This is a genomic window from Bacillus sp. DU-106, assembly GCF_004799705.1.
In the GTDB taxonomy this organism is placed as follows: Bacteria; Bacillota; Bacilli; order Bacillales; family Bacillaceae_G; genus Bacillus_A; species Bacillus_A cereus.
In genome coordinates this window covers 406,776-424,021 of sequence record NZ_CP026607.1, presented here as the reverse complement: position 1 = coordinate 424,021, position 17,246 = coordinate 406,776, and the positions used below count along the sequence as shown (strand labels likewise).

Below are 17,246 nucleotides of genomic sequence, written 5' to 3'. Positions count from 1 at the left end.
TTTTATTGAACAAACAAAAGCATGCATAATCATTTCATTATTTTTGGAAAATAACCAACTTTTTCACCATGAGCTAATAACTGCTGAATAAATTCTTTATTAATTGCTGGTACTATCAATTCTTTTTTCTTAATCCATTTATTCGTTCTACGCGTACCCATTACAATTTCAGATTGCTGCGCTCCATCTCCTGCAACTTGAGAAGCAATTAACTCTGCTATTACTTCATTTCCCTTCGCTAATGCAAGTCCGGTATTTACATATTCTGAAAGTGGAACCATTTCAAGATTGTATCCACACTCTCCAATTAGCTGTATAAATTGTTCAAACTCAATTTGATGTGGATGACAAATATGTAACGTCTCTCCTATAATTTGCGCATCTTGCAAATACGATACAATTGATTTACTAGCAAAATCAATTGGTGTGAAATCAACTTTCCACTTCACATTTGGTGCTTTCCCAATTAATAGCATTGTTTTAATAAGACGATAAAATGCGTTTCCTTCAATATTTTGTTGGAACGAACCTGTTTCTGAATGACATGCTAAATTACCTGCACGATAAATATTTCCACGCAAACCATTTTTCATTGCTTCACGAACAATGTTTTCCGCTTGTAGTTTACTATTTGAATATACATTCTCTAAGTCTACACTGTAATTAAAATCACCAGTTTTCATGTATGTATCCCATTGATCTACCGCTAATTCTAACGGGATACCAATTGTAGAAATAAAATGGAATGTAGCACCTTTCTCCGCTAATGTTAGCATACGGCTAGTTCCTTGGACATTTATATTTTCAAATTGTTTTACATCTCCAAAATGTCTTACATCTGCACCGCAATGAATTATCGTATCCATCTTAGAACTGATGAACATAAATTCTTCTTCGCTCATCCCAAGATACTCTTCTCCAAGATCACCAGCTACGGCCTGTATACGCTGTAACCATTCTTCACATATATCATTAAAGTAGCCTGTTAATGTATCTATAATTCTTTGCTGCACATCTTTAGTTGGTCTTACTAAACAATAAATAGTAGCAGATGTATCTCTCAACAATTCATATAATATGTGTGATCCTAAATAACCAGTAGCTCCTGTTAAAAAGACATTTGAAATCTGGTTTTCTTCCAAAACGTTTGCATACGTGATAGTATCTGGTTCGTGAATCACTTTATATTCACGAAATACTTCTTCTTTCTCTACTTTTACTTCTCGCTCAATTCGAGCTAATCCATATATCGTTCTTTCTTTAAAGAAATCTTGAATTGTTAAATGTGAGAAATCTTCTTTTAACAATGTTAAGACTCGTAATACTTTTAATGAATGTCCACCAATTGTAAAGAAATCATCATGCACTCCAACTTTTGAAATTCCTAATACTTCCGCCCAGGCGTTCGCTATTTGTTTTTCTGCTTTATTAGAAGGTGCAACATATTCTTGTAGCCGAACCGGTTCACACTTTTCTTCTAACTGAGCTAACTTCTTAACATCAATCTTTTTATTAGGTGTAAGTGGTAATTCATTAATATAAATTAGTTTAGATGGCACCATATAATCTGGTAATTGCTCTTGTAACTGATAAACTAATTCTGGTATTTCTTTTTTATTTAAAGTTGTATAGAACGCGATTAAATATTGGCTACCTTCCTTACTCTTCTTAGCAAAAACAGCATTTTCTTTTATATTATGATTTTGAGAAATTTTACTTTGGATTTCGCCTAGTTCAATACGATGTCCTCTAATTTTTACTTGATCATCTTTCCGATGTAAAAACTCTATATTTCCATCCTCTAGCAACTTAACGATATCACCTGTTTTATATATATTAACTATAGGATTAAAAGGGTTCGGAATAAAAGCTTCAATTGTTTTATTAGGCTTATTAAAATACCCTTTTGCTAATCCCACTGAATCTATATATAATTCACCAGGTACACCAATTGGACAAAGATTCATATTCTCATCCAAAATCATAACTTGATAATTAGCACATGGTTTACCAATGGGAATACTCGCAACATCCTCATTTAACTGACTAGGTATTTTATAGGTTGTCGTCACTACAGTACATTCTGTCGGTCCGTATACATTATGAATTTCAACATTTGTACCTATTCTTTCTCTCCACAATTTAATAACCTCTACAGGCAACATTTCACCGCCAATCGCAATTCTTTTTAGGGAAGCTAGCTTATATATATCTTCTTCTGCTAAATAAGTTGCTACTTGTCGAACAAAAATTGTTGCTAATGCCAAGATTGAAGTTGCTTTCACTTTATAGATTGCATTTGCAAATGCTTCTACAGACAATCGCTCTTCCTCTAATAGTACATATAAGTTTCCTCCACAGAATAAAGAAGCAAATGACTCCCATACAGAAGCATCGAAACTAAAGGAAGGAAATTGGGCAAATACATCCTCTTCTGTCAATTCATATTGCTTTTTCATCCAAGTATACAGATTAACAACGCCTCTATGAGCTAACATCGTTCCCTTTGGATTCCCTGTTGAACCAGATGTATAAATCATATAAGCTACATCATCACAATGAATAGACAACTTTACATCTGTATCTTCATAAGTTTCACTATCATACATTGAAACTGTTTGAACCCCATCACATGTTATAGGCGTCTCTTTCATCAATATAACTTTCGCTTGGCTATCTTGAATAATGTACTGTATTCTACTTTCCGGATAATCTGGATCAATCGGAACATACGCTGCACCAGCTTTTAATATAGCTACCATACTTACTACTGTGTCTATGCTACGTTTCATAAATATTCCAACATAGTCTCCTAATTGGACGCCGTTTTTAATTAACATATGAGCTATTTGATTACTTTTTTTATTTAGCTCCTCATAAGTTAAAGTACCTTCCCTTGAAGATAAAGCTATACGATTTGGAAATTGAGTAACAGTATTATAGAACATATCGACGATACTTTTCTCAGGATATACTGCTGTCGTATCATTCACTTGACTATAAAGTGCCATCTCGGCCTCTGTAATAACATTAAAATTATTTATATGATTATTATTATTTTGTGATTTATTAATTAAAACACCTTGTATTTGTTGTGCATAACGAGTAATTGTTGTCTCTTTCCAATTAACACTATTAAATATTATTTCTACACTTTGCATATTTTTACTAAATACAAATTGTAATGTATTCGTGTCTTTTAGCTCATAATATGTTTCACCAATAATAATAGGTGACATTTCATATAACGTATTACCGTTTTGAAACTCTTCTATTTCTTCCTCATTCATTTCTTTAATTTGCTCCAGTTGCTCTTCAATTTGTAAATTTAAACTTTCATAGGAGAGAAAATTAGAAACTTCAATAGTAATCGGAAATAAACTTCCTCTTACATGATAAAGCACGACAATATGTTTTTCTTTAGAAATATGATATAACCACGTTGCAGTCGCTCCTATTAAATCTACAATGTGAGTCAAATTTGAAAACAGTTCCGTTTTCCTTTTTATCCTAAGTTCTGTTCCTTGCACATCTTTAGGTATTTTAATACTTCCTTCTACTTTTCCTAAAAATTCTTTTACCATCTCACTATAAGAAATTGCTAATTTCATATTTATGTAAATTCCTCTCTTAAATATAATAAAGGTGTGAAAATTCACACCTTTTTTATCCCTTATTAAAGGGCAGATTCGTTCAATTCATAATCAGTAGCGGAGATACCCCCTTGATTAGAATTGAACTTTCTCCTTATTCGCTTTTAAACTCACCAATAAGCTCTTGTAATTCCTGAGAGAGCCAACTTAAAGAAGTCGCTAATTCTGCAATATCTTGTACTGATATTTCTTGCTCTTTCATGCTTTCTTCAACATTACTACTGCTGTTGGCATAAGTATTTGCAATATGTGATAATTCATTTACGACTTGAACGATATTCTGGCTATTTTGTAAAATATCACTCGAATTACCCGAAACAGCTTTTACTTGATCTGTAACAGATTGCGCTGATTTGGAGATTTTTTCGAAGAAATCTCCACTACTTTGAACAAGTGAAATTCCAGTTTCTACTTCTTTTGAACCTTTTTGCATGGAAACTACAGCATCTTCTGTCTCAGCTTGTGTTTCACCAATTAATTTCGCTATATCTTTTGCAGACGCTTCAGTTTGTTCTGCTAATTTTCGTACTTCATCAGCAACAACTGCAAACCCTCTTCCAGCTGCTCCAGCACGTGAAGCCTCAATAGAAGCATTTAAAGCTAATAAATTTGTTTGATTTGAAATGCCTGTAATTACAGTTACGATATCACTAATTTCTTTTGACCTTGTTTCTAACGAATAAATGATGGAAGATAAATCTTGTACTGCATTTTGGATTAAACTCATTTGATTAATAATTTGTCCAATCACTTCATTACCTTCAATTGAATGTTGCTCCATACCTTCAGAAGCAACCGCAACTTGTTTCGCAGCCCCAGTTATCTCTTCTACCTTATCTTCCATTCCATGTACAATCCCTAAACATTGTTGTACTGAAGTTTTTTGAGACTGTGCCCCTACTCTTAAACCTTCAATAGAACTTGCAATCTCTTGAACTGCCATGCTGTTTTCCTCTGTACTCGCCGACAATTCTTGTGAAGAAGAAGAAACTTGCTCAGCAGTTTGCCTTACTTTATCTATAATCCCTTTAAACTTTTCAATCGTGTTATTGAAATAAACATTAATAATTCCAATATCATCTGGTCTTTCTTTTAATTTAATACTCAAGTCACCTTCGCCAATTTTACGTAACCCTTCTCGTAAATCTTTTAATGGAGCTAGCGAGTGACGCACGATAAAGAATTGAGTAATAGTCGCAATTGCTAATGAAATAATGATAAAGAGTAAACCCTGTATCATAAACTTCTCTTTTGTAATAGGAACAATGGAAGCATCTAAGTCAGCGGCAACAATTGCAATAATATTGTTTTCTCCATCTGTAATTGGTTCTAATATTGTCACCCACGAACCTATTTCATCTTCATATACTTCTGTCATTTGAGCCTTTTTCGTATCAATCACTTTATCGTATGCCTTCATCCAATGAGCGGGTTGTTCATAATAATCTCCCGGCTTTATAGGAAACGCATTTGTTAACTCTGTAGTCAAACCAACGAGTTGTAATTCTCGCTTTTCATTCGGCTTTGCTCCTGTAACATACGTTTGTCCAACGCTTTTCAATTCTTTTGATACTTCATCTAATTTCTCTGTTAACTTTTCTTTTTTCACTTTTTCGGCTGTAGGATCTTTCGCCATGTCTCTAACTAATTCTACATCCAGTTTTTTCAATACTATTTCTCCTGTTTCAATAGACTGCCTTTCAAATAAAGACATCATACTATTTTGAAACATATTGAAACTTAACGCACCCATACTTCCAACAAGTGTCAAAATAACTAATACGGTTAATAAGACGTTCTTTTGAAGGAACGATAACTTATGCCAATATTTTTTCATTAATATCCACCTTCCTTAATCAACACAAACAAAAAAACAAAATATATGGATATTTTGTTTGAAAATGTTTCTCAATATGTTCGAGAATAAAAAAAAGCCAATGTAAAAGCATTGGCCAAGACCAACCCTATCCGTCCGGTAACTGGCTAGCGTAGCCTTTCGACCTTAGCTCCTGTAGTTTTGCGTCCTCATGTTTCCATCAGTTTGCCTTTCTCGCTGAACGAGTTGAACGATATGGGAGTTCTATGAGAATTAATTTATTCTCTTTCAAAGATTACAACATATAAATCAAAATGTCTACTTATTTAGAGATATAAATACAAATTTTTAATGCATTGCTTTTTCGAAATAATTTCAAAAAGTACGTGAATGTTACTTTTTTTGTGTTATATAATAAAAAATGTATAAATAACAAGGATTTCTTCGGGTATTTATTTAATTTTCATTCAAATTAAACTATTCGAATATATCTTAACTAATGAATTTCGGAGGTAGTTTATCATGTTTTGGCTACAATTTCTTACCTTGTTACTCTGTATTTTTATTGGTGCACGCCTAGGCGGAGTTGGTTTAGGAGTAATGGGTGGAGTTGGTATGGCAATACTCGTTTTTGTCTTCCACCTACAACCAACCGCGCCTCCTATCGATGTAATGCTTATGATTTTGGCAGTAATTACAGCTGCTGGTGCTTTGCAAGCTGCTGGAGGAATGGACTATCTTGTTCATCTAGCTGAAAAGGCATTACGAAAAAATCCAAAGCGTATTACTTTTTTTGCTCCAATTGTTACTTATTTATTCACACTATGTGCAGGTACTGGTCACGTTGCCTATTCTGTACTTCCTGTTATTGCAGAAGTCTCTCGTGAATCAGGGATTAGACCGGAACGCCCAATGTCAATTGCCGTAATCGCTTCTCAACAAGCAATTACAGCTAGTCCAATTTCAGCTGCCACAGTTGCTCTTTTAGCAATGTTAGCTGACTATAAAATCACTTTATTAGATATTTTAAAAGTGAGTATTCCTTCCACTTTCATTGCTTGTATGTTAGCAGCATTCGTTGCTAGTAAGATGGGAAAAGAATTAAATGAAGACCCTGAATACTTAAAACGATTAAAAGAAGGAATGATTCCTAAGCTTGAAGAGAAAAAAGAATTTGTAGGTGTAAAGGGCGCAAAATTATCAGTTATCCTTTTCCTTGTAGGAACCTTCCTTGTTGTACTTCTTGGTTCATTTGAAGCACTTCGTCCAGGATGGATAGTTGATGGGAAGTTAGCCCGTCTTTCCATGCCGAATACAATTGAGATGGTTATGTTAACTATCGCGGCTCTTATTATTATTTTCTGTAAACCAAATGTAGAAAGCATTGTGTCTGGTAACGTCTTTAAAGCGGGGGCAACAGCAGTTGTTGCTATTTTCGGTATCGCTTGGATGGGAGATACTTTCTTTAATGGAAACTTAAATATGATTCAAGGATCCATTCAGCATTTAGTAACAAGTGCACCTTGGCTATTTACCATCGCACTATTCATTCTATCTATTTTACTGTACAGCCAAGCAGCAACTGTTCGTGCCTTAATGCCACTTGGACTATCTCTTGGCATTCCACCAGCGCTACTGATTGCTATGTTCCCTGCAGTAAATGGATATTTCTTCATTCCAAACTATGGAACAATCGTTGCTGCTATTAACTTTGACCGTACTGGTACAACAGGTATCGGTAAATACGTATTAAATCATAGTTTTATGATTCCTGGCCTAATTGCAACATTTACTTCTATCGGAATTGGAATGCTCTTAATTTCAATTATGTTTTAAAGAAAAAGCACAAACCTTTATTTAAAAAGGTTTGTGCTTTTTTAATCAAATGTTTGTTTAAATTTTGGGGCAGTCTATTTCTCCATGTAGCACTTAAAATACTACACGTCCTTCCCTACAAACTTCTCTTTACTTCTTCAGCTAATTTTCTCGTACTTTCATACGCAGATTCAGCTAAACTAATTGCTGAAATAACTGAAACACCGTCCGCACCCGCTTCTATAACTGCCGCTGTATTTTCAATTGTAATCCCACCAATACCAACGATTGGCACTGTAATTCCTTGTTCTCTAAAATAGGCTAATCCTTTCGTTCCTTGAACCGCTTTCGTATCTTTTTTCGTACTCGTTGGGAAAATAGGTCCAACGCCTAAATAATCTGCTCCATTTTCGATTGCAAAGCGTGCTTCTTCAATTGTATGAGCAGATACGCCGATAATTTTATCTCCCATTTTTTCACGAACAGATGTAATTCCTTCATCATCTTGTCCTACATGAACACCATCTGCATCTAATTCAATGGCTAATTCTACATCATCATTTACAATGAAAGGAACACTATATTCCTTACAAAGCGTTTGCAATTCTTTTGCAAAGCGCACTCTATCTTCTCCGATTAAAGAACCTTCCTCCTTCTCGCGAAACTGAAAAATTGTCACTCCACCATCTAACGCTTCTTTCAATACAGCTAAAGGATCCCTCGTGCAGTTATTACTTCCCATAATAAAATACACTTGCAATAGCTTAGACATTTTATCTATTTCAATGCGTGCCATTTCTTTCACTCCCTCTTACTCTAACTCCTCAATCTTTCCATACTTCTCAATATCACTAGAAGTAGTATTCGCTAACTGATTTAAAAATTCAATTTGGAAACTACCAGGTCCCTTTTCCACGGTCTTAGCAGCTGCCAGTTCCGAAGCTACACCATAAAACGTTAATGCTGCTACTGCTGCTTTTACATAATCTTTTTCCACTGCTACAAATGCTCCTATTACAGAAGTTAGTAAACAACCTGTTCCCGTAACTTTCGTTAAAATAGGGTGACCATTTCGAATAACAATAGTTCTCTTTCCATCTGTAACAACATCTTCTTTTCCAGTAATGACCGCAACTGTATTTAGTTCATCTGCTGCCTGCCTTGCAATACTTACAACATTGCCATTTCCAGTACCAGCGTCTACCCCTTTAATTTCCCATTTCTCATTAATAACATTTGCTATTTCAGCTGCATTTCCGCGGATAATTGCTAACTCAATTTCAGCCGGAATATGTCTCGCAACTTCTGTTCGATACGAAGTTGCTCCTGCACCAACTGGATCAAATAGTACTGGCACATTGTTCGCATTTGCTGATTTACCCGCGAGTAACATCGCTTCTACTTCTTCAGGACGAAGTGTCCCCATATTTAATACTAACGCTCCAGCAATGCTAGCCATTTCTGCTACTTCTTCTTTCGCATACGCCATTACAGGCGATGCCCCAAGTGCCAACAAACCGTTAGCAGTAAAATTTGTTACAACAACATTTGTAATATTATGAACAAGCGGATTAGATTCTCTCACCAAATCCACTACTTTACTAATTTCTTTCATATTCATCCTTTTCATCTCCTAACTATAATGATGGGAGATACACAAAAAGACACTTTGCGCGTACGCAAAGTGCCTGAATATGTGCTTTTACACTCTCCCTACGCTGGCATTATCCAACAGGTTCAAATGGTCAATGACGGACTAGTAGCCATACTCTCAGTTTGTATCCACAAACTCCCATGTGTTTCTTATTCATCTACTTCAAAGTCTACTCTTATTCTAGTAAAATAACAAGTTCTTTACTTTTCTATTTGATATAGAGGCAACTGATAAAGTGAAACTTTAATCAGTTGGGATTTTGTTAACTCCATTAAAAACAGCTGAAATATGGAGCGAAACTGAATCTCAAGAAGATGTATGCTATATTTAACTTATGGAAATTTGAAAGGATGTTTTTAATATGTCAAAAAGCGTTGTAATCGCTGAAAAACCTTCCGTTGCACGAGATATTGCTCGTGTACTGAAGTGTGATAAAAAAGGAAACGGCTATCTTGAAGGTAGTAAATATATTGTAACTTGGGCTTTAGGTCATCTCGTTACATTAGCAGATCCAGAAAGTTATGATGTGAAATATAAAAAGTGGAATTTAGAAGATTTACCGATGCTACCTGAGCGTTTGAAATTAACGGTTATTAAACAAACTGGTAAACAATTTAATGCTGTAAAAAGTCAGCTACTTAGAAAAGATGTAAATGAAATTATTGTAGCAACAGACGCTGGACGTGAAGGGGAATTAGTCGCACGCTGGATTATCGATAAAGTTAAGCTAAATAAACCAATCAAACGTTTATGGATTTCTTCTGTAACCGATAAAGCAATTAAAGATGGTTTTGCAAATTTAAAACCAGGTAAAGCCTATGACAATTTATACGCTTCAGCAGTTGCGCGTTCAGAAGCTGACTGGTATATCGGTCTTAATGCAACTCGTGCTTTAACGACTCGCTTTAATGCCCAGTTAAATTGCGGCCGTGTACAAACCCCTACTGTTGCTATGATTGCTAGTCGTGAGGATGAAATAAAGAACTTCAAAGCACAAACTTACTACGGCATCGAAGCTCAAACAATGGAGAAGCTCAAACTTACTTGGCAAGATGCAAATGGCAATAGCCGTAGTTTTAATAAAGAAAAAATCGATGGTATTGTAAAACGTTTAGATAAACAAAATGCTACTGTTTTGGAAATTGATAAGAAACAGAAGAAGTCATTCTCTCCTGGTCTTTACGATTTAACTGAATTGCAACGTGATGCGAATAAAAAGTTCGGTTACTCTGCTAAAGAAACATTAAATATTATGCAAAAATTGTATGAACAGCATAAAGTACTAACGTACCCTCGTACAGATTCACGCTACATTTCATCTGATATCGTTGGAACACTTCCAGAACGTCTAAAAGCATGTGGTGTTGGAGAATACCGTCCCTTCGCACATAAAGTATTACAAAAGCCTATCAAACCTAACAAATCATTTGTTGATGATAGTAAAGTAAGCGATCATCATGCGATTATTCCAACAGAAGGATACGTTAACTTCTCAGCATTCACAGATAAAGAACGCAAAATTTATGATTTAGTTGTAAAACGTTTCTTAGCTGTGTTATTCCCGGCATTCGAATATGAGCAACTAACGTTACGCACAAAGGTTGGCAATGAAACGTTCATTGCGCGCGGAAAAACAATTCTACATGCCGGTTGGAAAGAAGTATATGAAAATCGCTTTGAAGATGATGATGTAACTGATGACGTAAAAGAGCAACTTCTACCTCACATTGAGAAAGGCGATACATTAGCTGTAAAGTTAATTATGCAAACATCAGGTCAAACAAAAGCACCTGCACGATTTAACGAAGCGACTTTACTTTCAGCAATGGAGAATCCTACAAAATATATGGATACGCAAAATAAACAACTTGCTGATACGTTAAAATCGACTGGTGGATTAGGTACTGTAGCGACACGTGCAGACATTATCGACAAGCTATTCAATTCATTCTTAATTGAAAAACGCGGTAAAGATATTCACATTACTTCAAAAGGTCGCCAGTTACTTGATTTAGTACCAGAAGAATTAAAATCTCCTACACTAACTGGTGAATGGGAACAAAAACTTGAGGCTATCGCAAAAGGTAAATTGAAAAAAGAAGTATTCATTTCTGAAATGAAGAACTATACGAAAGAAATCGTTTCTGAAATTAAATCAAGCGATAAAAAATATAAACATGACAACATTTCAACGAAGTCTTGTCCAGATTGCGGTAAACCAATGCTAGAAGTAAACGGCAAAAAGGGAAAAATGCTCGTATGCCAAGATCGTGAATGTGGTCATCGTAAAAATGTATCTCGTACAACAAACGCTCGCTGTCCGCAATGTAAGAAGAAACTAGAATTACGTGGTGAGGGTGCAGGACAAATCTTTGCATGTAAATGTGGCTATCGCGAGAAATTATCAACATTCCAAGAAAGACGTAAAAAAGAATCTGGAAACAAAGCTGATAAGCGCGACGTTCAAAAATATATGAAACAACAGAACAAAGAAGAAGAACCATTAAACAACCCGTTCGCAGAAGCATTAAAAAAATTAAAATTTGATTAAACAAAAAGGTTCCTACCTCTATCGGTAGGAACCTTTTATTTTAGTGAATGATTTTACTTCCTTTTGCATTCTCAACAAATTTTTCACTTGATTTGTTAATTGGTGTTTTCAGTAATAACGCAGCAACAATCATAACTACTACGAAAGCACTTAACACAAGTAAATCTCGCGTTACGATATCCCAAAGCATTCCGCCAACTGTTTCACGAATTGCGCTAATTGCGTATGTGAATGGTAAGAACGGATAAATCGCTTGGAAGAACGCTGGTGTCATTTGGATTGGGAATGTTCCGCCCGATCCTGCTACTTGTAGTACAAGTAAAATGATCGCCATCGATTTCCCAACGTTTCCGAAAATAGAAACGAGTGAGTATACGATACAAACGAAGACTCCACCAATAAATAAACTAAATAACACAAACCAGAACTTATCGACTACGTACGTACCGAGTAAGAATATATCTCCCATCGATACGATAAACGCTTGTGAAAGACCTATCGTTAAGAATGTTAATAAACGTCCGAAGTAAATTTCATGGCTCTTATAATTCGCGCCCTCTTCGTGTACTTCTACCGTTAATAATGAAACCATTAATAATGCGCCTACCCATAATGCAAGCACTGTATAGAATGGTGACATCGCTGAACCGTAGTTCGGCATCGCAAATAATTTATTTTCTTTTAAATTTACTGGATTCGCAAAGTAATCACTTTGCTTTTCAACATCATTTTTCAATAAGCGTATAATGTCTTTTAAATCCTCTTCAGATTCAAAATCACGAATTTTATCTGCTAATTCTTTAATCTTTTTCTCAGTAGCTGGCATTTCAGCTTTAATGTCTGCTAATTTCTTTTTACCATCTACTAAACCTTTTGATGAATCTTCTAGTAATTTTTTAACATCTGGAAGCTTTTTGTCTGCATCATTTAAAATTTGAGTTGTATTTTTCGACATCTCTTTTGTACGAGCAATTGCTGTATTGAAATTAGGTACAATTTCTGAATCATACGTCGATAATACATCTGTTAATTGAGCTGATCCGCCCTTCGCAGCGTTGTTAATACTTTCAATTACATCTTTTGTAGGTTTCTGGCCATTGTTAAGAAGTGTAATCCCCTTATTCGTTGCATCTACACCTTTTTGCAGACTACTTTTCGCTTTGTTTAATTTTGCAATTCCATTATTAAGGTTTTTATCACTATTTACATCCGCTAAAACCTTATTTGTACTTTCTAGAACTGGAATCATATCATCAATTAAACCGATTCCAGATTGGAATTGACCATTTAAGCTATTTAAAGCTACTTTCGTTGAATCTAAACCGTTAATACCTCTATTTTGTACATCTTCTTTTGCTTTCTGTAAATCTGCTTTTGCACCCTCAATACCATTTTTTACTTTATCGTAATCTGCTTTTGCATTATCATATACTGCATTTGCATCAACTTTAGCTTGATCGACTGTGCTAACTGCTTTTTTATAATCTGCTACAAACGTTTCATTATAATCTTTTTCAGCTTGATCAATTAATCCATTTGCTGCATCTAATTTTTGATTCGCTACATCTGTTACATCTTTCTTTACTTCTTGTCCTTTGCCAATAACATTTACAATATCTTTAATACCGTTATTCGCATTTTCCATACCTTTTTTAACATTAGTTAAGTGATCCACTCGCCCTTTGAAAAAGCTTTGACCAAAATCAGTAGTCGCCGATTTTTGAAGTTCAGTAAAGAAATTAATAAGATATGAAATACCATCTGTACCAGTTTGTAATCGTTCTGATACCGCATTTAAATCTCTCTTTGCTTGTTCTGGATCAAACTGACCATTTTGCAATCCATTTAAAACACTTTTCCCATAAGCTGTTCCTGCACGTGATGAACTTAAAACATTATTTACTGTTTGATTAATATTTTGCGCTATACTCTTATAACCATCACTATTCAACTTAGAAAGATCTGGTCTCGCTGGGAATTCAGGTAATCCATTCATTCCAGACAAGTCAGGAATATTTAGTTCTACACCTGGATTCATTAAAAAGTCAGTAAATGCAGCTGCACTATCCATAACGCCTTTTGCTGCTACTAAATCATTTCTTATCGTCCCTGGAGCATTTTTTAATGTTTGATCTTGTCTTGCAAAGAACTTATCTAAATTCGCTAACGCTTCCTGTCCATCATTTATTACACTCTCTACAACAGGTAAATCTTTCTGCGCTACTTTCACAACATCTTCTGCTCGAGTTGCATCATCTAACGCCTTATCCATAAGTGTATTCATTTCTGGGAACTGCGCTTCTAACTTAAATACAAGATCTTTTACTTTTTCGATACTTGGTAAGTTTGTTTCTAAATCGATTCCAAGATCATTGAAAATTTTAAAAATCTCACCGTTTGCTGTTTTTACAAAGTTTTTACTAATTTCTTCTGTAATACCTGATGCACCTTTTGCTGTAATTTTCGGTGCAATCGCATTTACCTTTTCATTTACATAGTAATCAAGTTCTGGTTTTTTAGGATTTTCATCCAGAACAGTTGCAATTTTTTCAGAGAAATCTTTTGGAATCGTAATACTTGCATAATAATCTCCACGCTCAACTCCGTAAATTGCTTGTTTTTCATCTACAAATTTCCAGCCAAGATTTTTGTTTTTCTTAAGGGAGTCTACAATCTCTTTCCCGATATTAATATCTTTCCCTCTTAAATTAGAACCTGCATCTTGGTTAGAAACTGCAATGGGAACCTCTTTTGTATTTCCATATGGATCCCAAGAAGCTTTAATGTTAAACCATGCATATAACGATGGTAAAATCATTAATCCTAAAACAATAACAATTGCAGCCCAATGTTTGGCTACATTCCGTAAATCTGTCTTATAAATACGCCAAATCTGTTTCATAGAAGTTATCACCTAATTATATATTTTTCCTTCTTTAGAAAATGATACATACATTTTGCAATTATATCACTTTCTACATCGTGTATTAACCAAAAACGTACTATTTTTTCCCATTAACTTTCACTTACTTCATTATATAACGAAGTGAGTCAAAGTATGAATACAAAATGACCAAATCGGTTTTACATTCAATAATAACAAATATATATGAAATGTCATAAAAAATACAAGTATTTTCTCTTGGAAATACTTGTATTCCTAAAAAAAATCCTCACAGCTTTTATTCTCTGTGAGGATTTCTTCTATTATATATCCAATTGAACCTCTACACCGAAATGATCTGAAATTACATTTCTGTTTGTACCATTAAAAATAACTTTTGAAGAATGAACTTTTTTACTTTGGTTACACAATATTAGATCGATTCGCAAATTATGTTTATTTTCATCCCAACCAGCAATCTCGCCTTGGACAGTCGTTCCTTCATCCTTCTCTATTGCTAATTCATATGTGTCATACAACCCTTTTTGCATCATATACTCATAACCTTCGCCTTTCAATCGAGCATTGTTATTAAAATCCCCCATTAAGAAGGCGAGCTTATTGCTATCTACACGCTCCATCAAACGATCGACTTGACCTTTGAATGACTCTTCTTCATCATTCCACCAACCGAGATGACAAGAGTAAAACGTTATATCCTTACCATTATAAGCAATTGTTGCACTTACAATTTTACGCGTTTTCCAATACGTTGTATCCTCGTTTTCTGAAATGAAGAACGTATCTTCTTTTATAATATTATGCTTCGTTATAATCGCTAATCCTTCTTCATACACGTCATAACCAATATGAGAGAAATCCCAAGTAATATTGTAATCTTTTACATGTAGCGCTTTTAACTCTTCTAATAGTAAAAGTCCAAAATTATCTTCTTTCTTGTTACCGCATACATTTTCAGCTTGTATGGACTGACTTACTTCTTGCAATGCGATGACATCGTACTCTTCTTCTTGAATTACTTTAGCAAGGTATTGTATCTTTTCTATTTGATTCTCTTCTTGCCAAGAATGACAGTTTAAAGTTAGCAATTTCATATTATTACGCACCTAACATATCTTGAATGTCTGACTTTAATACGTCAGCTTTCGGACCATATACCGCTTGTACACCTTTATCTTTTACAATAAGCCCTAAAGCACCATTTTGTTTCCACTGTGCTTCTGGTGCAACAACATCTAAATCTTTTACTGTTACACGTAAGCGTGTCATACAAGCATCTACGTCAGCAATATTTTCTTTTCCACCTAATAAATCGATAACTTTTGTTGCTAATGAACCGTCTTGTACATTTCCTGTTCCTTCTGATGCCTCATCTTCATTATCAATATAGTTACCTGCACGCCCTGGTGTTGGTAAATTGAATTTTTTAATTAAGAAATTAAATAGTGTAAAGTTAAGACCGAAGAACACTAATGAAACAATAACAAAGTTGATTAAGTCTCTTGTTAAACCTGCGTTAACCATCATTGGCGTACGAGTAATTAACTCAATAAATCCAAATGCATGAACACGTAAGTTAATTAAATCAGCTAGCGCGAATGCAAGTCCTGTTGTAATAGCATATACAACATATAATACTGGAGCAATAAACATGAACATGAATTCAATTGGTTCTGTTACACCTGTTAAGAATACTGCTAATGCTGCTGATAAAAACATTGGTTTATATTTTGCACGCTTTTCTTTATCAACGTTACGGAACATCGCAAATGCAATCCCCATTAACGCTGCTGTTGAGCCGATAACTTGTCCAGCTTTGAAACGAGCTGGTACAACGTTATTTAATAAATCGTTATATGCCTTCGTATCTCCATTTGCTAATAAATTATTTAAATCTGTAATCCATGCAAGCCATAATGGATCTTGCCCTGCTACAACTTGTCCAACTTTTGAACCAGTTAGCATCGTATATGTTCCGCCTAGCTCTGTATAGTTCATCGGAATCGTTAACATATGGTGTAAACCAAATGGTAATAATAAACGCTCTAACGTTCCATATACAAACGGTGCAACAACTGGTGCACTATCTTTTGAAGCTGCAATCCAGCGACCAAATTCATTTAACCCACTTTGGATGAATGGCCATAGAAGTGATAATACAATCGCAGTAACTGTAGACCAAAGAATTACAACGAATGGTACAAATCGTTTTCCATTAAAGAATGCTAATGCCTGTGGCAGTTTATTATAGTTATAATATTTGTTATATAAAGTAGCTCCTAAGAAACCTGTGATAATCCCTACGAACACTCCCATGTTTAATGCAGGTGCACCAAGTACAGAAGTAAAGTAATCTTTTACAATTAAATCTCCCGCTATTACTGAAGAAACTTTCGCTTTTGAATCCGCTAACATTTCAGCGTTTACCCCAAATATAGCTCCTGTAATTCGGTTTGTTAAGACGAATGCTAATAGCGCTGCAAATGCACCACCCGCGCGATCTTTCGCCCAAGATCCCCCAATTGCTACTGCGAATAAGATGTGTAGATTTGTAATGATTGCCCAACCGATGTCTTCCATTACGCGAGCGATTGTATGAACTGCGTTAACATCCCCAGCAGACATACCAATTAACTTACCGATGGAAATCATTAAACCAGCTGCTGGCATTACGGCTACAACAACTAATAACGCTTTCCCGAACTTTTGCCAAAAATCAAAAGACGTAATTTTCATCTGTTCTTCCTCCCCTTTATTTATAAAAACATAATGATTTAAATTATAATTTCTGTTCCCTTTATGAAAACGATTCCTTATGTTACTTTATTTTTATCTTTACGCAACCGTTTTCA

The 17,246-nt window shown here is 34.9% G+C and carries 9 protein-coding genes and 2 riboswitches; of the genes, 2 read left to right on the top strand and 7 right to left on the bottom strand.

Features of this window, described 5'->3' with window-relative positions; all coding sequences use genetic code 11:
* Positions 1-29: 29 nt before the first annotated feature.
* On the bottom strand, positions 30-3,611 hold the full coding sequence (locus tag C3Y97_RS02235) for a non-ribosomal peptide synthetase family protein (RefSeq protein WP_121868417.1): 3,582 nt from the start codon (positions 3,609-3,611) through the stop codon (positions 30-32).
* A gap of 136 nt (positions 3,612-3,747) precedes the next feature.
* Positions 3,748-5,490 carry a methyl-accepting chemotaxis protein gene (locus C3Y97_RS02230; protein ID WP_000761079.1) on the bottom strand — a complete coding sequence of 581 codons (1,743 nt, stop codon included), beginning with the start codon at positions 5,488-5,490 and terminating at the stop codon, positions 3,748-3,750.
* A 134-nt stretch (positions 5,491-5,624) separates the two neighbouring features.
* Positions 5,625-5,709: riboswitch (cyclic di-GMP riboswitch) on the bottom strand.
* 282 nt (positions 5,710-5,991) lie between these two features.
* Between C3Y97_RS02230 and C3Y97_RS02225 the strand changes: the two genes are divergently transcribed.
* Positions 5,992-7,305, top strand: coding sequence for an anaerobic C4-dicarboxylate transporter family protein (locus C3Y97_RS02225; RefSeq protein ID WP_136362996.1), 1,314 nt, complete (start codon positions 5,992-5,994; stop codon positions 7,303-7,305).
* 115 nt (positions 7,306-7,420) lie between these two features.
* On the opposite strand, the gene thiE is transcribed toward C3Y97_RS02225, so the two are convergent.
* Together thiE and thiM are read right to left on the bottom strand one after the other, a co-directional pair.
* Complete coding sequence (thiE, locus tag C3Y97_RS02220) at positions 7,421-8,080, bottom strand: thiamine phosphate synthase (protein WP_136362994.1); 660 nt, start codon at positions 8,078-8,080, stop codon at positions 7,421-7,423.
* Between the two features lie 15 nt (positions 8,081-8,095).
* The gene (gene thiM / locus C3Y97_RS02215) at positions 8,096-8,905 is read right to left on the bottom strand and encodes a hydroxyethylthiazole kinase (RefSeq protein ID WP_136362992.1); all 810 of its coding nucleotides are present in this window, start codon (positions 8,903-8,905) and stop codon (positions 8,096-8,098) included.
* Positions 8,906-8,977: 72 nt separating this feature from the next.
* Positions 8,978-9,090, bottom strand: a riboswitch (TPP riboswitch).
* 209 nt (positions 9,091-9,299) lie between these two features.
* Between thiM and topB the strand changes: the two genes are divergently transcribed.
* A complete protein-coding gene (gene topB, locus C3Y97_RS02210; protein ID WP_136362990.1) occupies positions 9,300-11,489 on the top strand; it encodes a DNA topoisomerase III in 2,190 nt (729 codons plus the stop codon).
* Positions 11,490-11,529: 40 nt separating this feature from the next.
* On the opposite strand, the gene C3Y97_RS02205 is transcribed toward topB, so the two are convergent.
* From C3Y97_RS02205 to C3Y97_RS02195, 3 genes are all read right to left on the bottom strand, one after another.
* The gene (locus tag C3Y97_RS02205) at positions 11,530-14,391 is read right to left on the bottom strand and encodes a YhgE/Pip domain-containing protein (protein WP_000810080.1); all 2,862 of its coding nucleotides are present in this window, start codon (positions 14,389-14,391) and stop codon (positions 11,530-11,532) included.
* Between the two features lie 305 nt (positions 14,392-14,696).
* Positions 14,697-15,488, bottom strand: coding sequence for an endonuclease/exonuclease/phosphatase family protein (locus tag C3Y97_RS02200; RefSeq protein ID WP_000771986.1), 792 nt, complete (start codon positions 15,486-15,488; stop codon positions 14,697-14,699).
* Between the two features lie 4 nt (positions 15,489-15,492).
* A complete protein-coding gene (locus C3Y97_RS02195) occupies positions 15,493-17,130 on the bottom strand; it encodes a PTS transporter subunit IIBC (protein WP_000705560.1) in 1,638 nt (545 codons plus the stop codon).
* Between the last annotated feature and the right edge of the window lie 116 nt (positions 17,131-17,246).

Bases quoted from the DNA above. Each gene is read 5' to 3' on its own strand.
- C3Y97_RS02235 (WP_121868417.1), bottom strand. From the start codon at position 3,611: ATGAAATTAGCAATTTCTTATAGTGAGATGGTAAAAGAATTTTTAGGA.
- C3Y97_RS02230 (WP_000761079.1), bottom strand. From the start codon at position 5,490: ATGAAAAAATATTGGCATAAGTTATCGTTCCTTCAAAAGAACGTCTTA.
- C3Y97_RS02225 (WP_136362996.1), top strand. From the start codon at position 5,992: ATGTTTTGGCTACAATTTCTTACCTTGTTACTCTGTATTTTTATTGGT.
- thiE (WP_136362994.1), bottom strand. From the start codon at position 8,080: ATGGCACGCATTGAAATAGATAAAATGTCTAAGCTATTGCAAGTGTAT.
- thiM (WP_136362992.1), bottom strand. From the start codon at position 8,905: ATGAATATGAAAGAAATTAGTAAAGTAGTGGATTTGGTGAGAGAATCT.
- topB (WP_136362990.1), top strand. From the start codon at position 9,300: ATGTCAAAAAGCGTTGTAATCGCTGAAAAACCTTCCGTTGCACGAGAT.
- C3Y97_RS02205 (WP_000810080.1), bottom strand. From the start codon at position 14,391: ATGAAACAGATTTGGCGTATTTATAAGACAGATTTACGGAATGTAGCC.
- C3Y97_RS02200 (WP_000771986.1), bottom strand. From the start codon at position 15,488: ATGAAATTGCTAACTTTAAACTGTCATTCTTGGCAAGAAGAGAATCAA.
- C3Y97_RS02195 (WP_000705560.1), bottom strand. From the start codon at position 17,130: ATGAAAATTACGTCTTTTGATTTTTGGCAAAAGTTCGGGAAAGCGTTA.